This window comes from Streptomyces sp. NPDC050548 (genome assembly GCF_044457385.1).
Classification (GTDB): Bacteria; Actinomycetota; Actinomycetes; order Streptomycetales; family Streptomycetaceae; genus Streptomyces.
On the sequence record NZ_JBITGV010000008.1, the window covers coordinates 62723 to 84438 of the forward strand.

Annotated in this window: 22 protein-coding genes; 10 read left to right on the top strand and 12 right to left on the bottom strand. The window is 69.8% G+C overall.

Going from position 1 to position 21716, the window contains the following annotated elements:
- Positions 1-6 precede the first annotated feature (6 nt).
- A complete protein-coding gene (gene argS / locus ACIBJH_RS22690; protein ID WP_399118662.1) occupies positions 7-1773 on the bottom strand; it encodes an arginine--tRNA ligase in 1767 nt (588 codons plus the stop codon).
- Between the two features lie 370 nt (positions 1774-2143).
- On the opposite strand from argS, the gene lysS reads away from it, so the two are divergent.
- A complete protein-coding gene (gene lysS, locus ACIBJH_RS22695; protein WP_399118950.1) occupies positions 2144-3886 on the top strand; it encodes a lysine--tRNA ligase in 1743 nt (580 codons plus the stop codon).
- 55 nt (positions 3887-3941) lie between these two features.
- Here lysS and ACIBJH_RS22700 read toward each other — a convergent pair whose 3' ends face one another.
- From ACIBJH_RS22700 to ACIBJH_RS22710, 3 genes are all read right to left on the bottom strand, one after another.
- Positions 3942-5294 carry a DUF2637 domain-containing protein gene (locus ACIBJH_RS22700; protein WP_399118951.1) on the bottom strand — a complete coding sequence of 451 codons (1353 nt, stop codon included), beginning with the start codon at positions 5292-5294 and terminating at the stop codon, positions 3942-3944.
- 194 nt (positions 5295-5488) lie between these two features.
- Positions 5489-6373, bottom strand: a complete 885-nt coding sequence (locus ACIBJH_RS22705) for a DUF3558 domain-containing protein (protein ID WP_399118664.1) — start codon at positions 6371-6373, stop codon at positions 5489-5491.
- A gap of 133 nt (positions 6374-6506) precedes the next feature.
- Positions 6507-7370, bottom strand: a complete 864-nt coding sequence (locus ACIBJH_RS22710) for a DUF3558 domain-containing protein (RefSeq protein WP_399118665.1) — start codon at positions 7368-7370, stop codon at positions 6507-6509.
- A gap of 219 nt (positions 7371-7589) precedes the next feature.
- Here ACIBJH_RS22710 and ACIBJH_RS22715 point away from each other — a divergent pair, with 219 nt between their 5' ends.
- The 4 genes from ACIBJH_RS22715 to ACIBJH_RS22730 all read left to right on the top strand — a co-directional run bounded on the left by ACIBJH_RS22715 (position 7590) and on the right by ACIBJH_RS22730 (position 12310).
- Complete coding sequence (locus tag ACIBJH_RS22715) at positions 7590-8783, top strand: RtcB family protein (protein ID WP_399118666.1); 1194 nt, start codon at positions 7590-7592, stop codon at positions 8781-8783.
- Positions 8784-8800: 17 nt separating this feature from the next.
- Positions 8801-9307 carry a DinB family protein gene (locus ACIBJH_RS22720; protein WP_399118667.1) on the top strand — a complete coding sequence of 169 codons (507 nt, stop codon included), beginning with the start codon at positions 8801-8803 and terminating at the stop codon, positions 9305-9307.
- A 209-nt stretch (positions 9308-9516) separates the two neighbouring features.
- Complete coding sequence (locus ACIBJH_RS22725) at positions 9517-10890, top strand: hypothetical protein (RefSeq protein WP_399118668.1); 1374 nt, start codon at positions 9517-9519, stop codon at positions 10888-10890.
- A gap of 49 nt (positions 10891-10939) precedes the next feature.
- Positions 10940-12310 carry a hypothetical protein gene (locus ACIBJH_RS22730; RefSeq protein WP_399118669.1) on the top strand — a complete coding sequence of 457 codons (1371 nt, stop codon included), beginning with the start codon at positions 10940-10942 and terminating at the stop codon, positions 12308-12310.
- 27 nt (positions 12311-12337) lie between these two features.
- Here ACIBJH_RS22730 and ACIBJH_RS22735 read toward each other — a convergent pair whose 3' ends face one another.
- Together ACIBJH_RS22735 and ACIBJH_RS22740 are read right to left on the bottom strand one after the other, a co-directional pair.
- Positions 12338-13606, bottom strand: a complete 1269-nt coding sequence (locus ACIBJH_RS22735) for a GNAT family N-acetyltransferase (protein WP_399118670.1) — start codon at positions 13604-13606, stop codon at positions 12338-12340.
- A gap of 30 nt (positions 13607-13636) precedes the next feature.
- On the bottom strand, positions 13637-14512 hold the full coding sequence (locus ACIBJH_RS22740; protein WP_399118671.1) for an NmrA family NAD(P)-binding protein: 876 nt from the start codon (positions 14510-14512) through the stop codon (positions 13637-13639).
- 93 nt (positions 14513-14605) lie between these two features.
- Here ACIBJH_RS22740 and ACIBJH_RS22745 point away from each other — a divergent pair, with 93 nt between their 5' ends.
- A complete protein-coding gene (locus ACIBJH_RS22745) occupies positions 14606-15046 on the top strand; it encodes a MarR family winged helix-turn-helix transcriptional regulator (protein ID WP_399118672.1) in 441 nt (146 codons plus the stop codon).
- Between the two features lie 18 nt (positions 15047-15064).
- Here ACIBJH_RS22745 and ACIBJH_RS22750 read toward each other — a convergent pair whose 3' ends face one another.
- The 3 genes from ACIBJH_RS22750 to ACIBJH_RS22760 all read right to left on the bottom strand — a co-directional run bounded on the left by ACIBJH_RS22750 (position 15065) and on the right by ACIBJH_RS22760 (position 16440).
- A complete protein-coding gene (locus ACIBJH_RS22750; RefSeq protein ID WP_399118673.1) occupies positions 15065-15241 on the bottom strand; it encodes a hypothetical protein in 177 nt (58 codons plus the stop codon).
- Entirely contained in the window at positions 15241-16017 is a 777-nt protein-coding gene (locus ACIBJH_RS22755) for an SDR family NAD(P)-dependent oxidoreductase (protein WP_399118674.1), read from the bottom strand. The genes ACIBJH_RS22750 and ACIBJH_RS22755 overlap by 1 nt, the downstream gene beginning before the upstream one ends.
- Before the next feature lie 87 nt (positions 16018-16104).
- On the bottom strand, positions 16105-16440 hold the full coding sequence (locus ACIBJH_RS22760; RefSeq protein WP_019075857.1) for a YnfA family protein: 336 nt from the start codon (positions 16438-16440) through the stop codon (positions 16105-16107).
- 133 nt (positions 16441-16573) lie between these two features.
- Here ACIBJH_RS22760 and ACIBJH_RS22765 point away from each other — a divergent pair, with 133 nt between their 5' ends.
- Together ACIBJH_RS22765 and ACIBJH_RS22770 are read left to right on the top strand one after the other, a co-directional pair.
- Positions 16574-17041, top strand: coding sequence for a hypothetical protein (locus ACIBJH_RS22765; RefSeq protein ID WP_399118675.1), 468 nt, complete (start codon positions 16574-16576; stop codon positions 17039-17041).
- Positions 17042-17128: 87 nt separating this feature from the next.
- Positions 17129-17602, top strand: coding sequence for a MarR family winged helix-turn-helix transcriptional regulator (locus tag ACIBJH_RS22770; RefSeq protein WP_200713903.1), 474 nt, complete (start codon positions 17129-17131; stop codon positions 17600-17602).
- Here ACIBJH_RS22770 and ACIBJH_RS22775 read toward each other — a convergent pair.
- The gene (locus ACIBJH_RS22775) at positions 17599-18009 is read right to left on the bottom strand and encodes a winged helix-turn-helix transcriptional regulator (RefSeq protein WP_399118676.1); all 411 of its coding nucleotides are present in this window, start codon (positions 18007-18009) and stop codon (positions 17599-17601) included. The genes ACIBJH_RS22770 and ACIBJH_RS22775 overlap by 4 nt on opposite strands.
- A gap of 158 nt (positions 18010-18167) precedes the next feature.
- On the opposite strand from ACIBJH_RS22775, the gene ACIBJH_RS22780 reads away from it, so the two are divergent.
- Complete coding sequence (locus ACIBJH_RS22780; RefSeq protein WP_399118677.1) at positions 18168-19058, top strand: NADP-dependent oxidoreductase; 891 nt, start codon at positions 18168-18170, stop codon at positions 19056-19058.
- Positions 19059-19239: 181 nt separating this feature from the next.
- The gene (locus ACIBJH_RS22785) at positions 19240-19836 is read left to right on the top strand and encodes a hypothetical protein (protein WP_399118678.1); all 597 of its coding nucleotides are present in this window, start codon (positions 19240-19242) and stop codon (positions 19834-19836) included.
- Here ACIBJH_RS22785 and ACIBJH_RS22790 read toward each other — a convergent pair.
- Entirely contained in the window at positions 19805-20497 is a 693-nt protein-coding gene (locus tag ACIBJH_RS22790; protein ID WP_399118679.1) for a response regulator, read from the bottom strand. The two genes, ACIBJH_RS22785 and ACIBJH_RS22790, sit on opposite strands and share 32 nt — an antisense overlap.
- Positions 20494-21657 carry a sensor histidine kinase gene (locus ACIBJH_RS22795; protein WP_399118680.1) on the bottom strand — a complete coding sequence of 388 codons (1164 nt, stop codon included), beginning with the start codon at positions 21655-21657 and terminating at the stop codon, positions 20494-20496. Before ACIBJH_RS22795 ends, ACIBJH_RS22790 begins: the two co-directional genes overlap by 4 nt.
- Positions 21658-21716: the final 59 nt, after the last annotated feature.

Here is a 21716-nt window from a genome sequence, read left to right on the forward strand (position 1 = left end):
AGCCGCTCAGAGCCGCTCGGGTGTCCTGATGCCGAGCAGCGCCATGCCCTTGTGGAGCGTGCGGGCCGTGAGATCCACCAGGAACAGGCGGTTCTCCACGACCTCCGGGGCGTTGTCCGGGGACAGCACGTGGCACTGGTCGTAGAACGTCGTGAGCGCGGACGCCAGTTGGTACAGGTACGCCGTCAGCTTGTGCGGGGCGTACTCCTTCGCCGCGTCCGCCACCACCTCGCTGAACTGGTCCAGGTGCAGACCCAACGCCCGCTCCGCACCGGCCAGTTCCAGCTCCGGATGAGCCACCGGCCGGGCCTCGCCCGCCTTGCGCAGGATCGACTGGATACGGGCGTACGCGTACTGCAGGTACACCGACGTGTCACCGCTCAGCGACACCATCTGGTCCAGGTCGAACTTGTAGTCCCGCACCGCGGACGTCGACAGGTCGGCGTACTTCACCGCGCCGATCCCGACGTACCGCCCGTTCTCGACGATCTCCTCCTCCGTCAGGCCCACCTTCTCGGCCTTCTCCCGGACGACCGCGGTCGCCCGCTGCACCGCCTCGTCGAGGAGGTCCTCCAGCTTCACCGACACGCCCTCACGCGTCTTGAACGGCTTCCCGTCCTTGCCGAGGATCGTGCCGAACGCCAACTGGTACGCCGACACGTCGTCGTTGAGCCAGCCGGCCCGCCGCGCGGTCTCGAAGACCATCTTGAAGTGCAGGGACTGGCGGACGTCGACCACGTAGAGGAGTGACGTCGCCTTGAGGTTGAAGACGCGGTCCCTGATCGCCGACAGATCCGTCGCCGCGTAGCCGTAGCCGCCGTCGGACTTGCGGACGATCAGCGGGGTCCGGTTGCCGTCCGGGCCCTTGATGTCGTCGAAGAACACGCACAGCGCGCCGTCCGAGATCTCCGCGACCCCCGACTCCTCAAGGAGCCGGCACGTCTCGTCCAGCATGTCGTTGTAACCCGACTCGCCGACGATGTCCGCGTCCCGGATCTCCATGTCCAGCTTCTCGAAGACGGAGAAGAAGTAGATCTTCGACTCGTCCACGAACTTCTGCCACGCGGCCAGCGTCTTCGGCTCGCCCGCCTGGAGATCCACCACCCGGCGCCGCGCCCGCGTCTTGAACTCCTCGTCGGAGTCGAAGAGTTTGCGCGCCGCCTTGTAGAGCCGGTCCAGGTTCGACATCGCCTCCTCGCCCGTGACCTGCGCGCCGCCGTGGTCCAACTCGCCCGGGTGCTCGTCCAGATACTGGATCAGCATCCCGAACTGCGTTCCCCAGTCGCCGATGTGGTGCCGCCGGACCACCGACTCGCCGGTGAACTCCAGGAGTTGGACCAGCGCGTCACCGATCACCGCGGAACGGAGGTGACCGACGTGCATCTCCTTCGCCACGTTCGGCTGCGCGTAGTCGATGACCGTGGTGCCCGGGTGCTCGGCCACGGGCACGCCGAGGCGGGCCGCGTCGGCGTAGCGCGCGGCCAGGTTCTCGGTGATCGCCCTGTCGGTGATCGTGATGTTCAGGAAGCCGGGGCCGGAGACCTCGACGTCCTGGATCACATCACCGGTCGTGATCCGCGAGACGACCTGCGTCGCCAGCTCCCGGGGGTTGGCCTTGGCCTTCTTGGCGAGGGCGAGGATGCCGTTCGCCTGGAAGTCGGCACGGTCACTCCGTCGCAGCAGTGGGTCCGCGTCCGCCTCCGGCAGGGTGGCCGAGAGGGCGTTCGCGAGGCGCTGGTGGACTAGGTCGGTGAGCGACGTGACCGGAGCCATGGGGTGGGAGCCGTTCTCCTCGTGGGTTTGGTAGACACGGTCAGTATCCCACGGGGGGTAAAGCGAGTTTTTCGCGTGCGGCCCGGTGGGGGCTGGTCGCGCAGTTCCCCGCGCCCCCAGGAGGCGGCTGCGCCGCCATCCAAAGGGCGCGGGGGCTGAGGCCTGGACGGCGGCGCAGCCGCCTCTCAGGGGCGCGGGGAACTGCGCGACCAGCCCCCACCGGCCCGCAGCAAAAAACCGCCAACCCCCCCGAGCCCGCTTCAGAGTCACGGCCTTGGAAAAGCCGTTTTCGTGGATGTCGGGTCGCCTGGGACAATGGCAGGGTCAGTCGTGCGACCGTACCGGCTGCCCCGTGCCCAGAAAGAAGGACGTGCCGATCGTGGCTCAGAGCACCGAGACCACCGACTGGGTCTCCCGTTTCGCGGATGAGGTCATCGAGGAGTCGGAGCGTCGGGCCCCGGGCAAACCGGTCGTCGTCGCGTCCGGGCTGTCCCCGTCGGGCCCCATCCACCTCGGCAACCTCCGCGAGGTCATGACCCCGCACCTCGTCGCCGACGAGATCCGCCGCCGGGGTCACGAGGTCCGGCACCTCATCTCCTGGGACGACTACGACCGCTACCGCAAGGTGCCGAACGGGGTCGAGGGGACCGACGCCAGCTGGGCCGAGCACATCGGGAAGCCGTTGACCTCCGTGCCCGCCCCGGCCGGGTCGGCGTATCCGAACTGGGCCGAGCACTTCAAGGCCGCCATGGTCGCCTCCCTCGCCGAGCTGGGCGTGGAGTTCGACGGGATCAGCCAGACCGCGCAGTACACCTCCGGCGTGTACCGCGAGCAGATCCTGCACGCCATGAAGCACCGCGGTGACATCGACGCGATCCTGGAGCAGTACCGCACCAAGAAGGCCCCGGCCAAGAAGCAGCAGCAGAAGGCCGTCGACGCCGCCGAACTGGAGGCCGAGGAGGGGTCGGGGGCCGCCGAGGAGGACGACGGCAGCTCCGGGTCCGCCGGGTACTTCCCGTACAAGCCCTTCTGCGGCGCCTGCGGCAAGGACCTCACCACCGTCACGGCCTACGACGACGACACCACCGAGCTGACGTACGTCTGCACCGAGGACGGCTTCACCGAGACCGTCCTGCTCAGCGAGTTCAACCGCGGCAAGCTGGTGTGGAAGGTCGACTGGCCGATGCGCTGGGCCTACGAGGGGGTCATCTTCGAGCCGAGCGGTGTCGACCACTCGTCCCCCGGGTCCTCCTTCCAGGTCGGCGGGCAGATCGTCGGGATCTTCGGCGGCGAGCGGCCCATCGGCCCGATGTACGCCTTCGTCGGCATCAGCGGCATGGCCAAGATGTCCAGCAGCAAGGGCGGGGTCCCCACCCCGGCCGACGCGCTCCAGATCATGGAACCGCAGCTCCTGCGCTGGCTCTACGCCCGCCGCCGCCCCAACCAGTCCTTCAAGATCGCCTTCGACCAGGAGATCCAGCGCCTCTACGACGAGTGGGACAAGCTCGACGGCAAGGTCGCGGACGGTTCCGCGCTGCCCGCTGACGTCGCCGCGCACTCCCGTGCCGTACGCACCGCCGCCGGTGAACTCCCGCACACATCCCGCCCGTTGCCGTACCGGACCCTCGCGTCCGTCGCCGACATCACCGCCGGGGCCGAGGACCAGACGCTGCGCATCCTCGGCGAACTCGACCCCGCCAACCCCCTGTCCACCCTCGACGAGGTCCGCCCCCGGCTCGACAAGGCCGAGGCCTGGATCAACACGCACGTCCCCGCCGACCAGCGGACCATCGTGCGCGACGAACCCGACATCGACCTCCTCAAGTCCCTCGACGAGCCCGCCCGGCAGTCCCTGCGCCTGCTCACCGACGGACTCGCCGACCACTGGTCCCTGGACGGCCTGAGCCACCTCGTCTACGGCGTCCCCAAGGTCCAGGCCGGCTTCTCCGCCGACGCGACCGCGAAGGAACTCCCGCCGGAGATCAAGACCGCCCAGCGGACCTTCTTCGCCCTCCTCTACCACCTGCTCGTCAGCCGCGACACCGGCCCCCGCCTGCCCACACTGCTGCTCGCGGTGGGACAGGAGCGGGTGCGGGCCCTGCTCGGGGAGTAGAGCTAGAGCGACCGAAACGAGTGAGGGGCCCTCAACCGAGGGCCCCTCACTCGTTTCAGGCGATGTGGTCTTCCTGGAGCTCCGCCGTGTGACGGTTCGTGAAACGGTTGACCATCCGGTCCGCCTCGCGCTGCGGGAGCGTGACGCCGTACGTGGCCTCCACGTCACCCCGGAACTGGCCCGAGGTCGGATAGCTGCCGTCTATCGACTTCTTGAAGACCAGGTAGTAGTCCTCCTCGGACAGCTCCGTACCGCCGCCCTCACCCAGCTCACGGGTACGGCCCGGCCCGGCCGGGATCGGGAACGTGCCGGTGTCCTCGGGCGAGGGCTCGGGCTCCGGCTGCTGCTCCTCGTACCGCTGCCGCTGTTGCGGGAACTGCTGTTGTTCCTGGAACTGCTGCTGCTCGAACCGCCGTTGCTGCGCGAACTGCTGCTGCTCCTCCTCGTACTGCTGGAACTGCTCCGCCTGCGGCTCGTCCTCGTACCACCCGGAGTACACGGGCTCCGGTTCGTACGTCGGGTCGTAGCCGCCCTGGTACGCCACCGCCTGGGGGTCGCGCGCCTGGAGCCACTGACTCTGCAGCTCGGCGTACTCCTGCTCCTGCTGCTGCCGTTGTTCGTCCGCCGTCGGGGCGGGCAGCTGCTCCCGGACCGGCGCCGGGTTGTTCTGCACGGCGGCCGGCGCCTGCTGCGGCTCCGGCTGACGCGCCGGCTCCAACTGCGGGGCGGGGGGCAGCAGTACGGGCTCGATGCCCGCCGCCGCCAGACCCGACGGAGCCGTCTCCGCGAGGGGGACGCCGTAGCGTGCCAGCCGCAGCGGCATCAAGGACTCCACCGGGGCCTTGCGGCGCCACGCGCGGCCGAAGCGGGAGTGCAGGCGCGCCTGATAGACGAGACGATCCTGCTCCAGCTTGATGACCTGCTCGTAGGAACGCAGCTCCCACAGCTTCATCCGGCGCCAGAGGAGGAACGTCGGGAGCGGGGAGAGCAGCCAGCGGGTGAGGCGGACGCCCTCCATGTGCTTGTCGGCCGTGATGTCGGCGATCCGGCCGATCGCGTGCCGGGCCGCCTCCACGGAGACCACGAACAGGATCGGGATCACCGCGTGCATACCGACACCGAGCGGGTCGGGCCAGGCCGCGGCGCCGTTGAACGCGATCGTCGCGACCGTCAGCAGCCACGCCGTCTGGCGCAGCAGCGGGAAGGGAATCCTGATCCAGGTCAGGAGCAGGTCCAGGGCGAGCAGGACGCAGATACCCGCGTCGATACCGACCGGGAACACGTAGGCGAAGTTGCCGAAGCCCTTCTTCAGGGCGAGTTCGCGTACGGCGGCGTACGAACCGGCGAAGCCGATACCGGCGATGACCATCGCACCGGAGACGACCACGCCGATGAGCACCCGGTGCATACGTGTGAGCTGAATGGGCGCGGACACCCGTACTCCCCTCCCCTTGCATGGCCTTGCGCGGAACAGGGTGGCACATGTGTGCGGCGTCCCGGGCGCCGGTCCGCCAGGAGCCCGGCACCCAGGAGGGGCCGGACTCCGTCAAAAGGCTTGGCTGACCTGCGAGTTGAGGCCGAAAAACAGTGTGGATGTGACCGTCAGCTCTTCTTGCCGGAAGAGGCCGAAGGAGAGGCCTTGGCCGCGGACTTGGACGGCGAGGCGGAGGGGGACGCGGACTTGGAGGGGGCCGCGGAGGGCGAGCCGGTGCTGCTGCCGCTCCCGCTGCCGCTGCCGTTGGCCGACGTGACCGCCGCCACGACCTCCTTCACGGCCTTCTCCGCCGCCTTCGTCAACGCGTCCGCGTCCGGCGTCTTGTCGCCCGCCAGACCCGCGCCGTTGTAGTCGATCGTGACGACCACGTTCTCGACCCGCGCCACCACCGTCTGCTGCTTGAAGGCGCCTTCCTTCTTCTTCAGGCCGTAGCGCACCGCCGTCGCCTGCGCGCCCGCACCCGCGACCGGCTCCGACTTGACGTTCTTCGCGCCGGTGACCGACTGCGCCTCCTGCACCTGCTTCGTGAAGTACGACGCGGCCAGCTGGTCGCCCTCACCCTGCGTCTGCGAGGAGTCGAACCGCAGCAACGACACATTCAGCCAGCGGAACTGCGAACCCTTGACCCCGTTGTTGTCCAGGCTCGTCCACGAGCAACTGCCCCGCGACGCCGTGTCGCTCGACGTACCCTCCTTGCCCGACTTGGCCCCCTCCGGGACCAGATCGGTCAACGTCTTCTTCGACAGCACCGCACACGGCTCCGGCAACTTCTTGTACGCCGCCGCCTGCACCGTCGGAGCGGCCGTCGCGTCGGCGGAGGTCGTCGCGCCGAGACCGCTCGTGTCCTTGCCCGCGTCGTCCCCCGAACCGGAGTCCGAGGAGCAGCCGGCCGCGATCAGCATCACCGGGACCGCCGCCGCGCAGACAAGGACGCGGTGAAGACGCTTCGCTCGCTGGTGGTCCTGCCGGTCACGCTGTGCTGGTTGATGCATGGTTCCTTCACTCATGACGCTCGTGGTTCCTGCCGTCGGATCGGGTCCGAGGGGCCACGGTACGCGGTGAGCCAGCTGTGCGGTCTCCGTTCACAGGCTTTGAGCGGGGGCTCGGAAGCGGCCGTCCGAGCCGCTAACCGTTGAGCGAGTCAGCCAGTTGCGAGGCCAGTTTCCGCGCCCTGTCCTGCATCTTCTGGCTGTCCGGGACCACCCCGACCGTCGCCGGCTGCTCCTCGTACTCGATGGTCACAATGACGTTGGACGTGCGAAACACCACAGTCACCGTCCGCTGCTTGGCCGTCGAACCGGAGCTGTTCAACGCGTCGTCGAGGAACGCCTCGTCACCGAGATCGGAGAGCGTACGGGGCTGGAGAGCGGTCGGGGTGGTGGAGCCGGAGGGGGACGCGGAGCCCGAGGACGAGGACGAGGCCGAATCCGAGGAGGACGCGGAAGAGGAAGAGGACGCGGAGGTGGAGGTGGAGGCGGTGGGAGAGCCGGAGGTCGAAGGGGTGGCCGAGTCCGACGCAGCGGTCGTACTGGCGGCCGGCTCCGGAAGATCCGCCGCCACCTCCTTCGTCGCGAAGATCGTCTTCGCCTCGCTGTCGTCGCTCACCGCGTTGTCGTACGACACCACCCGCTCGAAATCGACCAGCAGATGATCGGTCGCGTCCGTGGACTCCACCTTCCAACGGCAGCCCACCTTGCGGTCCGTGTCGAACGTCAGCGTCGCCTCGCCCGCGTAGGCGGCCGCGCGCTGGTCCGCGTCCGTGATCTGCTTGATCCCGGGGAGCAGGGAGTCCAGCGTGCCCTGGCCGACGGCACCGCAGGGCTCCGGAAGCGTGCGGTACTTGCCCGGCTGCGCCACCGCGGTCGCCGTACCGGCGTCGCCGGGGTTGGCGTCGTCCGTGGTACCCCCATCGCCCGAACCGCTCGTACAGCCGGCCAGCAGCGCCACGAGGAGCGCGGCGGCGCCGGGTACGTATGCCTTCCGCTGCACGGTCGGGTTCCTCTCGACGACGATCAAGGGTTCTGGACGGTGATCAAGGGTGCTGCCAGTGTCCCCGCTGGTTAATCGCTTGCCGCACCGGGGGACCCCCTGGAGACAATGTGTATCGCACGCACAGCCGTGAACGCCGGTCCGCTGTCCCTTTCGTTGACCTTGGCGCAGGTTTTGCGATTTTAGACTTCTGCTTTCTTTCGGGGGAATGAGGACGAAATGTCGTACGTGGAGATACCGGGGGCGAAGGTCCCCATCCGCATGTGGACCGACCCGACGTCGGTCGAGGAGGGCGCGCTCCAGCAACTCCGCAACGTGGCCACCCTCCCCTGGATCAAGGGCCTCGCCGTCATGCCCGACGTGCACTACGGCAAGGGCGCGACCGTCGGCTCGGTCATCGCGATGCAGGGTGCGGTCTGCCCCGCGGCGGTGGGCGTCGACATCGGCTGCGGAATGTCCGCGGTCAAGACCTCCCTCACGGCCAACGACCTCCCCGGCGACCTGTCCCGCCTGCGCTCGAAGATCGAGCAGGCGATTCCGGTGGGGCGGGGGATGCATGACGGTCCGGTCGATCCGGGGCGGATGCATGGGTTCGCTACTGCGGGGTGGGACGAGTTCTGGGGGCGGTTCGAGGGGGTTGCGGATGCGGTGAAGTTCCGGGAGGAGCGGGCTGCCAAGCAGATGGGCACACTTGGCGGAGGAAATCACTTCTGCGAGGTATGCGTAGATTCGGATGGTTCGATATGGCTCATGCTCCACTCCGGATCCCGGAACATCGGCAAGGAACTGGCCGAGCACCACATCGGCGCGGCCCAGAAGCTCCCGCACAACCAGGGCCTGGTCGACCGTGACCTCGCCGTCTTCATCGCGGACACCCCGCAGATGGCGGCGTACCGCAACGACCTGTTCTGGGCGCAGGAGTACGCGAAGTACAACCGCACGATCATGATGGCGCTCCTGAAGGACGTGATCCGCAAGGAGTTCAAGAAGGCGAAGCCGACCTTCGAGCCGGAGATCTCCTGCCACCACAACTACGTGAGCGAGGAGCGGTACGAGGGAATGGACCTGCTGGTCACCCGTAAGGGAGCGATCCGCGCCGGCTCCGGCGAGTACGGGATCATCCCGGGCTCGATGGGCACTGGTTCGTACATCGTGAAGGGCCTCGGCAACGAGAAGTCCTTCAACTCCGCGTCGCACGGCGCCGGTCGGCGCATGAGCCGTAACGCGGCCAAGCGTCGCTTCTCGACGAAGGACCTGGAGGAGCAGACACGGGGTGTGGAGTGCCGTAAGGACTCCGGCGTCGTGGACGAGATCCCGGGCGCGTACAAGCCGATCGAGCAGGTCATCGATCAGCAGCGGGACCTGGTGGAGGTCGTGGCGAAGCTGAAGCAGGTTGTCTGTGTGAAGGGTTGAGCGAGGGAGTGGGGCGGGTGGCTGAGGTTCGGGTTCGTGGAGACGTACGGCCGCCCGCCGTCGACGCCGGCGAAAAGGCGACCCTGGTCGCCTTCCTGGACTACGTGCGGGAAGCCGTCGTGGCGAAGGCGGAGGGTGTTGGTGAGGAGCAGGGCAGGGCGCCCGGTGTTCCCTCCGGGACCAGCATCTTCGGGCTCGTCAAGCATCTGGCCGCGGCCGAGGCGTACTGGTTCGCGTGGGCGTTCGCCGGTGCTGATGTTCCGCATCCGGACTTCGGGATGGATGTCGGGGACGAGGAGACCGGGGAGGGGCTCGTCGCCTCGTACCGGGACGCTGTCGCGCGGGCCAATGACGTCATCGCGCGGTGCGACGACCTGAGTCTTCCCGCCGCTCGGGCCGCCGGTGGGGCCGATGCCGTTCGGTCGTTGCGGTGGATTCTTGTGCACATGATCGAGGAGACCGCCCGGCATGCGGGGCATGTCGATATTCTGCGGGAGCAGGTGGACGGTTCGGTGGGGCGGTGATTTGAGAGGGGTAGTACGCCGCCGTCGCTCTGAGAGTGCTGTGAATTCGCGTTCCGTTGCTGTGATTTCCTGTGGGTGGCTCATTTCAATAGGGGCGCTATTCGTGAAATCAATGGTTGCGCCCGTTCCTTATTGCTGGCCTCGAATTTCGCTGTGATGCTGCCTGGGTGTTTCGCCAAACCCACCCGCAGCGTCTCGGAGGACAGCACATGTCTGAGCGGTACCAGAATCAGAGCGAGTTGAGCCGGCGCACCGTCGTGGCCGCCGGTGCGGCGACCGCGCTCGCGGCGAGCGTGGTCGGCGGTGCCACCTCGGCCCAGGCTGCCACCAGTACGAAGGCGGCGGCCGGGCTCAAGGTCGGCGCCGGCAAGGCCGCGTTCACGCCCGCGGCCTCGCTCTTGCCGCTGGACAACTTCACCGCCGTGCACGACGACCTCAACGTCCGTGTCCTGCTGGTGGAGTCCGGCTCCCGCCGGATCGCGCTGGCCGTGCTGGACCTGACCTCGATCAGCGCGGAGGCGATCGCGCTGATGCGGACCGCCATCACCGCGGCGAGCGGTGTCACCGCCGCGAACATCATGGTCACCGTCACGCACTGCTTCTCCGCGCCGCACGTCCAGGCGAGTTCGTCCTCGGCGGGGGCGGCGGCCTATGTCCAGAACATCGTCGCCGCGACCAAGTCCGCCGTCGCCGACGCCGTCAAGAACCTTCAGGACGCCGAGGTCGGCTACGGCACCGGCCGTTCCGACGTCAACGTCAACCGCAACGTCTCCACCGCCGACGGCTACTGGCTCGGCGTCAACGAGCAACTCCCGTCCGACAAGGGCGTGTACGTCGCCCGCTTCAACGACCTCGACGGCAACCCGATCGCCGTCCTGACCAACTACAACGTGCAGTCCTGCGTGATGCAGGACTCGGTCATGGCCGACGGCACCCTGCCGATCACCGCCGACCTCGCCGGCGCGGCCGTCGCGCACGTCGAGACCCAGTACCCCGGCGCCGTCGGCTTCTGGCTGGTCGGCGCGTGCGGCGACCAGTTCCCGGCCTACCGTTCGAAGCGGTACACCATCGACAAGGACAAGGGCTGGACCTACGGTGTCGATCTGCACGACGCCGGCTTCGCGCTGCTGACCGCGCAGGGCGAACGGCTCGGCAACGAGATCGTGCGGGTCGCCCAGGGGATCACCAAGTACGAGAGCGGCAAGAAGGTCGTCGTGCGACTCGTCACCGACGACATCACCACGACTCAGGTCACGGGCCCGCAGGCCAGCGCGCCCATGAAGACCGTCACCTTCACCCCCACCGGCTCCGCCCAGGTGCCCATCTGGGTCTTCCAGGTCGGCAAGGGTGTCTTCGCCGGTGTGGAACCGGAGTTGTCCACGACCACCGCGACCGCGATCCGCGAGAATTCGTCGTTCTCCAGCACTTTCGTCATGTCGATGTTCGAGGGCGGCGCCAAGAACATGCCCGACAAATGGAATTTCGACCACGTCACCTACGAGGCGGTCGACGGCTTCTACATCCAGGGCACCGCGGAGAAGGCCGCCACCCGTATCGGGCGCATTATCAAGTCCCTGAACTGAGGTGTGGAAAATGACGACAAGGCGCGCTTTCTTAGCGCGGGTTGTGGGGGTGGGGACCACCGCGGCGGTCGCCGTGTCGGGCCTCGCGGCCTGTGACTCCGCCTCCGACTCCGACAGCGGTGGTAGCGGTGGCGGCGGGCATGTGAAAGGCGCCACCGCCATCACCCAGGTCTACGGCGACGGGCAGAAGTTCGTCGCCGTGGCCGTCGAGTACGACACCGCGATCGACACGTCCGCGCTCACGAAGACGTCGTTCACCGTCGAGGGGCGGACCGTCACCAAGGTCTACGCCAACACCGGCGCGGCCCTCGCCGACGAGGGCAAGGACGGGCCGTACGTCATCGTGGAACTCTCCCCGGACGACGACGGTGCCTTGTTGTGGGGCGGCGTGGGCGGGGGCGGGGGCGCGGCGGGGACCACCCGGCCGTCGGCCTCGCCGTCCTCCACGAGCAGCCCGTATGTCATCCCCGGCCCCCAGGTCGGCTCGACCGGCGGCCCTGCCACCGTCAAGGCGGCGAAGGCCACCGTCGTCCAGGCAGACACCGTCACGACGACCGGCGGCATCCGCTACGCCGCCGCCGCTGACACCAAGGTCGCCACCGGCCGCACCGTGAACCTGATCGTCGACGACTTCCAGCAGTTCACGTACAAGGACCCGAAGACCGGCAGGTCGCTGCCGTACAACCTCTACGTCCCGAAGGGCTACGACCGCGCCAAGTCCTATCCGCTGGTCCTCTTCATGCATGACGCGAGCCTGATCAGTACGACCGTGCGGGCGACGCTGGTGCAGGGTCTTGGCGCGGTGTGCTGGGCCGCTCCGGAGGAGCAGGCGGAGCGGCCGGCGTTCGTGCTGGCGCCGCAGTATCCGGAGGTGGTCGTGGGCGACGACTACAAGCCGACGTCGCTCTTCGACACCACGGCCGACCTGGTCCGGGAGTTGGCGGGCAAGTACAGCGTCGACACCGAACGGCTGTACTCCACCGGTCAGTCGATGGGGGCGATGATGACCCTCGGTCTGAACATCAAGTACCCGGACCTCTTCGCCGCTTCGTGGGTCGTCGCCGGGCAGTGGCCGGCCGCGCAGGCCGCGCCGCTGGCGAAGAAGAACCTCTGGGTCACCGTCTCGCAGGGCGACACGAAGGCCTATCCCGGGGAGAACGCCATCATGGCCGTCGTCGAGAAGGCCGGGACGAAGGTGAGTCGCGCGGTCTGGGACGGGCAGTCCACGGCGGCGGAGTTCGCCGCGGACGTCAAGGCCATGGCGGCCAAGGGCACCACGGTCAACTACTCGACGTTCAAGAAGGGTTCGACCCTGGCCGGAGGGCTTGCCAACGCGCACGGCGTCGAGCACAACTCCACCTGGCCGATCGCGTACACCATCGAAGGTGTCCGGGAGTGGATGTTCCGGCAGCGCAAGTAGGCCCGCGGCCGGGCCAGTTGGTCCGGTTCAGTCGCCGAGGCGCTTCTCCATGAGCGTCACCGCGTACGGGCTCCCCGACCCGCCGTCCTTCGCCCGCTGTTCGCCTACGACGGTGTAGCCCGCGGACTCGTAGTAGGCGCGCAGGCGGGGGTTGGCGGAGAGGCAGTCGAGGCGGGCGTACGGGCGGCCGGTCGCGGTGATGCGGGACTCCGCCTGCGCGAGCAGTCGGCGTCCCGTGCCCGGCGGTGCGGTGTGCGGGGTCGTCATCAGGCGGTGGACGTAGCCCGCGTCGGGCGGGCGCGGGCCCCAGGCGGCGGGGTCGTGCCACCAGAGTTCGCAGGCGCCGGCCAGGGTCTCGTCGGCGTACGCCAGCCACACCTCGCCCTCGCGCACGCGCCGCAGGAAGTGGGCCTCGTCCTTCTCGCCCGGCTTCCACTGGTCGATGCCCCGGGCGAGTTGCCACAGGGCCGCGCTGTCCCGGAGGCGGACGAGTGCGACGGCGTCCGCCTCGGTGGCTTTGCGGTACGTCAACTCCGGCCAGGCGGTGGGCTGTTGTTCAAGCAGCTTGTCGCGCAGGGTGGTTGAGAGGGCCGTGGCGTCCAGGGACAGGGCCTTGGTGACATAGCCCGCGACCGAGCCGTAGCGACTGGTCAGTCCGGCGAGGAACAGGTGCATGACCGCTGCCGGGGCGTGGCCCCAGGACGGCCAGGCCGGGGTGCGGCCGCCGTTGCGGGTCCGCCAGGCCGACAGGAGGGCGGGGGTGGCGAGTTCGGTGAGGGTGAAGTCCTCGACGATCGTTTCCTCGGGGACGCCGAGCAGGCCGAGGACCAGTGCCGCGAGCAGGCCGGTGCGGTCCTTGCCGGACGCGCAGTGGAAGACGAGGGGGGTGTTCCGCTCGGCTGCCTCCGCGATCAGTTCCAGGGCCCGTGCGATCTCCTCCGTGCCGTCCTCGGCGACCTCCGCGTACCGCTCCGCCAGGTACGGTCCCGGGGCGGTGTCGGGGGTCAACACCGTCTGGTCGTAAGGGCGATGCTCGATGCTCAGGTTGTGGTATGTGAACGACTCGTGCTCCGGGACACGGCCTCCGCGCTCGATCTCCCAGGGGTAGCGGAGGTCGATCACCGTGGCGATACCGAGGCCGAGGAAGCGGGTCCAGTCGTCGGTGTTCTCGCTCAACTTGCCCAGGGAGTCGGCGCGGTAGAGGAGTCCGGGGCGGACGCGGCGGCCGTCGGGGGTCGGGTAGCCGCCCAGGTCACGGAAGTTGGGGAGATCGTCGAAGGGGAGGTGTCTGTCCACGGACGGTGACTTTATGCGGTGGCCAAGATCTCAGGCGCCGGCCGGTCGGCGGAACGCGTCGGCGTGACGTGCGCACCAGTCCGCGAACGTCCGGGGCCTGCGGCCGAGCAGGCGCCGTACGGTGTCCGTCCGCAGTCCGACGGTGTCGGCGCGCATGAGCGCGAAGCCCTCGGTGACGGCGGCGGCGAGCGCCGGGGGAGCACCGTGGGGGAAGCGGAACCGTACGATCTCGTCCGGTGTGGTGGTGGCTCTGACCTCGATGGTGCGGCCGATGGCCGCGGAGATGATCCGGACCTGCTCGGCGACGGTGAAGGTCTCGTCGCCGGTGAGGACGTACTCCTCGTCCTCCTCCGCGTGGCCGGTCAGGACGTCGGCGGCGACCGCGGCGATGTCGGCGGGGTCGATCGGCGCGTAGCGGCCGGGGCCGACCGGGTCGAGGACGTAGTCGCCGGCGTGGATGGTGGGCAGCCAGTCGAGGGCGTTGGTCATGAAGCCGCCGGGGCGGAGGAAGGTGGCGGGGATGCCGGCGGCGCGGATGATCCGCTCGCGCTCGTGGTGCCAGCGGCCCATGGCGGGGACCGGGTCGAGCAGGACGTGGGCGGAGGACAGGTGCACGATGTGCCGCACTCCGGCCGCGCGGGCGGCGGCCACCGCCGCGGTGGTGTGCTCGGTGCCGATGCCCTGGGTGAGCAGGAACAGCTTGTCCACGCCGGTGAGGGCGGGGGTGAGGGTGTCGGGGTTTCCGAAGTCTCCTACGGCGAGTTCGGCGCGGTCGGACGGGGGCAGTCCGGCGGCTCGCGCGCGGGCGGGGTCGCGGACGAGGAGTCGTGACTTCTCGTCCCTGGCGTCGAGTTCGCGGGCGAGGGCGCGGCCGATGTTTCCGGTGGCGCCGGTGACCAGTATCATTGCGGCTCCCAAAGTCGTTTGCCGTCTAATGAGTTCGTGAGAACGCTAGCCGGTGAATGATTAGCCGTCAATCGACTTGCTCGAAAGGCCGCCATGTCCGAGTTCCTGGACCTGCACGGCAGGACGTCGAAGGTGCTCCGCTCGCTCGCCGACGCGGCCATGCGCCGCCACGGGCTGCACGTCGGCCAGAACCACCTGCTCGCCGTGCTCTGGGAACGCGACGGCTCCACGCCCGGCGAGGTCGCCGCCGCGCTGCACGTCACCACGCCCACCGTCGTCAAGATGGCCGACCGGATGACCGCGTCCGGGCTGCTCACCCGGCGCCGCGACGACCGGGACAACCGGCTCGTCCGGCTCTGGCTCACCGACGCGGGCCGCGCGCTGCGCGAACCGGTCGAGGCGGAACGGCAGTTGATCGAGGAGCGGGTCACCGCGGACCTCACCGACGCCGAACGCGCGGCCCTGCTCAGCGCCTTGAGGAAGGTCCACCGGTCGGCGAGCGAACTCCTGAACGGGAGCGGCGATCAGGTCTGACCGCCGCTCCTCGCCTCGTCACTTGTTCGGCGCGTGCGTCACCGCGTAGATCATCACGAACGCGACGATGTGGATGCCGAAGAGGAAGTAGGCCAGGAAGTACCAGACCTTGCGCTCGTTCCTGGTCTCCTCGGCCAACCGGCGCTTGTCCAGGGCCTCTTGGGAGTTGTCCGGGTTGCCCTCCGCGTCCGGCATCACAGCTCCCGGTGGACCTTGGTGTTCGAGGCCTGGGCGCGCGGGCGGACGACGAGGAGGTCGATGTTGACGTGGCTGGGGCGGGTGACCGCCCAGGAGATCGTGTCGGCCACGTCGTCCGCCGTGAGCGGTTCGGCGACGCCCGCGTAGACCTTCGCCGCCTTCTCCGCGTCCCCGCCGAACCGGGTCAGCGCGAACTCGTCCGTCTTGACCATGCCGGGCGCGACCTCGATGACCCGGACCGGGGTGCCGACGATTTCCAGGCGCAGCGTCTCGGCGAGGACGTGGGCGCCGTGCTTGGCGGCGACATAGCCCGCGCCGCCCTCGTAGGTGCCGTGGCCCGCCGTGGAGGAGACCACCACGACCGTGCCGTCGCCGCTCGCGGTGAGGGCGGGGAGCAGGGCCTGGGTGACGTTCAGCGTGCCGAGGACGTTCGTCTCGTACATCGTGCGCCAGTCGGCGGGGTCGCCGGTCGCGACCGGGTCGGCGCCGAGCGCGCCGCCCGCGTTGTTGATCAGCACGCCGATCGTCTTGAAGGCGGTCGCGAACTCGTCGACCGCGGTCCGGTCGGTGACGTCGAGCTCGTACGCGGTCGCCTTGTGGCCTGCCTTGTTGATCTCCTCGGCCAGCGCCTCGATGCGGTCCTTGCGGCGGGCGGTGAGGACGACGCGGTAGCCGGCCGCGGCGAGCCGGCGGGCCGTGGCGGCGCCGATGCCGCCGCTCGCCCCGGTGACGACCGCGATACGGGAGGCGGCGGACGGTGCGGCGGTGGCCATGGGCTGCTCCTCGGGAGGGATCAACTGGTTCGTGCGTACGACTCCGTGTGTACGGCTCCGTCCAGGATAGGCGGGCCCGGTGGCGGCTCAGTTTCCGCGCGGCGCCCACATGATCACGGCCATCCCGGCCAGGCAGATCAGGGCGCCGGTGATGTCCCAGCGGTCGGGCCGGTAGCCGTCGGCGACCGCGCCCCAGGCCAGCGAACCGGCGACGAAGATCCCGCCGTAGGCCGCCAGGATGCGGCCGAAGTGGGCGTCGGGCTGGAAGGTGGCGACGAAGCCGTAGACGCCGAGGGCCATGACCCCGCCACCGATCCAGAGCCAGCCGCGGTGCTCGCGCACCCCCTGCCAGACCAGCCAGGCGCCGCCGATCTCGAAGACGGCGGCGAGGACGAAGAGGGCCGCGGAGCGGAGTACGAGCATGACCGCCACCCCATCACACGGGTGCCGTCCGATCGCACGGGTGTCACCTGATGGACGGCGCCTGTCGCGCGCTCCGCGTGGGATACATCCGTACGACCACGATGGCCCACGGATGTACTGAGGAGTGGATGGCATGCGGGTAGTACGGGTACTACGGGTCGGCGCCGTAGTGGGTGCCGCGTTCGCGGCGATGGGAGCGGCGCCCGGTGTACTGGCACCTGAGGCGGACCTCTCCTACCACGGCTCCGTCGCCATGACCGCGGGCCGGATCGACGTGCGGTTCACCCCGCGCAACCACGGCCCGTCCGCCGTCCCCGACGCGACCGTACGGCTGCGCTGGTCGAAACCGCTCGCGAACCGGCAGACGTTGCCGGAGGGGTGTGCGCGGTCGGGGGAGCGGGCGGTGGTGTGCCGGACGGGGGCGCTCGCGGCGGACGAGGTGGGCGAGCGGATCGAGCTGCGGGTGGGGCTGCGCGACGCGTCCTCCGAGGTGCTGCTGGAGCTGGACACGGTGTGGGGCGGCGGCGCGGTGGACGGGAACCGGGCCAACGACCAGCAGCGGGTGCTCGTCCTGGACACCGGTGACAGCTACTACTTCTGAGCCACGCCCGTAGTACCCCTGAGCCACTCGGCCGACCTCGTCGTACGATCTCGATCTCCGCACGGCACAGGCGACGAGGGGTACGACATGTCCGGGAACGCGCGGGCGCGGCTGCTGGACGAGTTGTCCACCGTCTCGCGCCGGTACATGGCGTCGTACGCCCTGTTCAACCAGGCCGTCGCCGACCGCCTCGGGCTGCACCCCACCGATCTGCAGTGCCTGAACCTGCTCACGCTGGAGGCGGGGCCGGTGACGACGGGCCGGATCGCCGAGCTGACCGGGCTGACGACCGGGTCGGCGACGCGCCTCGTGGACCGGCTGGAGCGGGCGGGGTACGTCGTCCGGGAGCGGGACGCGGAGGACCGGCGGCGGGTGCTGGTGGCCACCGTCCCGGAGAAGATCACCGAGTTCGGGCGGATGTGGAACCGGCTGGGCGGCGGCTGGTTCACGCTCTTCGACGACCTCGCCGACGCCGAACTCGCCGTGATCGTCGGGCACATGAGGCGGACGGTGGAGTTCAGCGGCAAGCAGATCGCGCGGTTGCGGGCGGGCGAGGTCTAGACGGGCGTCGGCTCGTCCCCGTCGTAGCGCCCCCGCGCCTCGTGGACCTCCTCGATGTGGGTCTCCGCCCAGTCCTTCACGGCGAGCAGGAGCATGCTCAGGCTGGCGCCGAGCGGGGTGAGTTCGTAGTCGACGCGGACCGGGACGGACGGGGTGACCGTGCGGGAGAGGATGCCGTCGCGTTCCAGTGAACGGAGCGTCTGCGTCAGCATCTTGGGGCTGACGCCGGCGATCTTGCGAGCGAGGTCGCTGTAGCGCATCGGGCCCGGGGCGAGGGCGGCGACGACCAGGCTGACCCACTTGTCGCTGATGCGGTCCAGCAGCTGGTTGGTGGGGCAGCTGCGGATGAACGCGTCGTACTCGACACGTGCCTGTTCGCGCTTCTGGGCCGCTGTCATGGTCGCCATGGGCCGTGGCCTCCGTTCACTTCCGGTCACTTCGGATTACTTCCGGGGTAGGTACGCACCTTCAGGTAACTACTTCCCGATGGATAGTAGCTCTTCCTAGGGTTGTCGACAGCTGAGGAGATACCGAAGCGAACACCCCATACGAGGAGCTGTCCGGCATGCGTGCTGCAGTGGTGACGACGTTCGGTGGGCCCGACGCGGTTCGGGTCGTGGAGACGGAAATTCCCGAGCCGGGCGCCCGGCAGGTGCGGATCAAGGTCGCGGCGGCCTCGCTCAACCCGGTGGACGCCGGAGTGCGCGCGGGCGCGTTCGGGGGCGCGGGCGAGCGGCTCGGACTCGGCTGGGACGTGGCCGGGACGGTGGACGCGACCGGCGCCGCCGGCGGGTGGCGGATCGGCGACGAGGTGGTCGCCCTGCACCACGGCGCGGTGAAGCCGCTGGGCACCCACGCCGAGTACGTCGTCGTGGACACGGACGCGGTGGCGAAGGCGCCGGAGGGCGTGGACGCGGTGCACGCCGCCACCCTCCCGCTGAACGCCCTGACCGCCGTACAGGCCCTGGACCTGCTGGAGTTGACGCCGGGTCAGACGCTGTTGGTGACCGGTGCGGCGGGAGCCGTGGGCGGCTTCGCCGTCCAACTCGCCGTACAGCGCGGTGTGTTGGTGACCGGGCTCGCCCGGGCCGGTGACGAGGAGTTCGTACGGGCCCTGGGCGCCGCCGAGTTCACGAGTGAGGGCGGGCCGGCGGGGAGCGTCGACGCGGTGCTGGACGCGGCGGTCCTCGGCGAACGGGCGCTGGCGTGGGTGCGGGACGGGGGCGCGTTCGCCGGGGTGATTCCGCAGGCCGCGCCGGCCCCGGAGCGCGGGGTGCGGACCGGGGCGGTGGAGGTGAGCGCGGACGGCGCCCGGCTCGCCGAACTGGTCGCCCTGGTGGAGAAGGGCGTACTGACGCTGCGGGTGGCGGAGACGTACCCCTTGGCGGACGCGGCCGGGGCGCACGCACGACTCGCGGAGGGCGGGGTGCGGGGGCGGCTGGTGCTGGTGCCGTAGGGGATTCGGTCCGGGATTCGGTCCCCATGGTCTCCGTGCGGTGTCTGTCTCCGCGTCCCTGACACCCGGCCCCCGAGCTGCCCCTGGGGGAAGGCTCCACCCTGCGTCTCCACCCGGATTTCCACCCGTGGGTCCGGGATCTTTTCCGGCTTCGGCGGGAGAGTCGATCTCAGGAAAACGCGTGGCGGGAGGACCGCCGGAGACCGAGGAGTGGGACGTCATGACGGACATGGAGCAGGCGCTGACGATCAGCGGGGGCATCTTCGCGGTGATGATGCTGACGCAGTACGGGCGCCGGAAGTACGACCTCCACAAGGTGCTGATGCCGATCGGCACGGTGTCCGCGGTCGGCTACTTCTATCTGAAGGGGACGCCCACCCAGACCGTCGACATCGTGGTCTATCTGGTGGGCGCCGCGATCGGGCTCGCCTGCGGTGCCGTCGCCACGTTCACCACCGGCGTGGAGCGGGACCCGGCCTCGGGCAAGGTCCACACCCGCTGCGGCGCGGGCTTCGTGGCGATCTGGACGGCGGTGGTCGCCCTGCGCATCGCCTTCATCTACCTCGCCGAGCACAACACCTGGTTCCGCGACCACCTCGGCACGTTCATGGCGGAGCACCACATAGTCCAGGACGCCATCGCACCGTTCTTCGTCATCATGGCGCTGGCCATGGTCCTCACCCGGGTGTTCCTGCTCCTGGCCCGCGTGCGCCTCCTGGCGCCGGCCGGAGCCCAGGGGCAGGCCCTCACCCAGGAGTCTTCACCAGTCCGTGGATGAACGCGTACTGCACGGCGTGCGCCCGGTCCCGCAGATGAGCCTTGGAGAAGAGGTTGTTGATATGGGTCTTCACCGTCGCCTCGCTCACCACCAGCCGCTCGGCGATGCCCCGGTTGGTGAGCCCCTCGCCGATCAGCGTGAGCACCTCCACCTCCCGGGGGGTGAGGTCCGGGGCGAGTCCCGCCCCCGCCCGCTGGACGGGGGCGCCGCCCCGCGCGGCGGCTGCGACGAGCCGGTCCCGTACGGCGGGGTCGAGCACGGACTGCCCGGCCGCCGCGGCCCGCACCGCGCGGGTGATGTCCTCCCGGCCGGACTCCTTGGTCAGGTAGCCGCGGGCGCCGGCGCCGAGCGCGGCGAGGATGTACTCCTCGTCGGCGAAGGTGGTGAGCACCACGACCGCGACCTCGGGGAAGCGTTCGCCGATCAGCCGGGTGGCCTCCACCCCGTCCACCCGGGGCATGTTGAGATCCATCAGGATCACATCGGGCGCGTGCTCCTCGGCCGCCCGCACGGCCTCCCCGCCGTCCCTGGCCGTCGCCACGACCTCCACACCGGACTGCAGATCCAGTACGGTCGCCAGCGCCTCACGGACCGCGGTCTGGTCGTCGGCCACAACCACCCTTACCGTGGGCTGCCGTTCGCCCTGCCGCTCGTCGCTCATCCCGGGATCACCACGCGCACTCGCCAGCCTCCACTGTCGTCGCCGTCCACGATCGGCCCGGCCGTGACCGTGCCGCCCACCAGGTCGAGCCGCTCACGCATCCCGACAAGACCCATCCCGCTCCCCGCCCCGGCCAACGGCCGCGAGCCCTCCGGCGGCGCGGAGTTCACCACCTCGAAGACGGTCTCCTCAGCCGGCTGTCCCGCGTACTCCAGGCGCATACGGACCGGGGCGCCGGGCGCGTACTTGTGCGCGTTGGTCAGCGCCTCCTGGGCGCAGCGCACGATCACCTGGGCGAGGCGGACGGGCAGTTCACGCTGCGGCCCGTCGACGGTCAGCGTACCGGCGTCGGAGGCGGACGCGAGCAGCGAGCGCAGGGTCTCCACCAGCGGCAGCGCGTCCTCGCGCAGATCCCCGACCGTGCGCTGTACCTCGGTCAGCCCCGAGCGCACCAGGCTCTGCGCCCGCTGGGCCGCCTGCCGGGCCCGGTCGATGTCCCCGGACTCCAACAGGGCGTCGGTGACCTCCAGTTGCATGTTCACCCCGGCCAGCGAGTGGGCCAGTACGTCGTGCACGTCCCGGGCGATCCGGGCCCGCTCGGCCAGCGCCTCCGCCCGTGCCACGGCCCGCGCGGCCAGCTCGGCCTGTTCGGCGGCGGCCCGCGCGGAGCGCAACGCGTCGGTGTGGGCGCGGTTGGAGATACCCACCAGCACACTGACACCGGTGAACGCGCCCACGATCCACGAGGTGCCGCCGCCCCAGGGCAGCAGCAGCGCTCCCGCGCACAGGGCGCTGGTGAGCGCCGCGAAGGGCAGCGCGCGGCGGGCGTCGAGACGGTACCCGGCGTGCCCGGTGACGAAGTAGGCGAACAGCGCCGACGCCCCTGAGGTCTCCAGGCTCATCAGCGCCGCAGCCCCGACCGCCCAGGTACACAGCACCGCGAGCTGTACGCGGGGCGAGAACGTGCCCTCGGGGATGAGCCGCGTGCACAGCAGCAGCGACTCCAGGACGAGCAGACACAGCACCGCGAGCCCGGTGCCGGAGAACCCGGTCGGGCGGACGGTGAGCGCGGCGATGACGACGGCGGCGACGGTGCCGAAGACCTGGACGGGGTTGTTGTCCGCCGTGAACCACCGGTTCAGGGCCTGAGTTCGGTTCACTGCGGCTCTCTTCCCGCTGCCCTGCCGTCCGGCCGCTGCGAAAGCTACCAGCGTGCGGG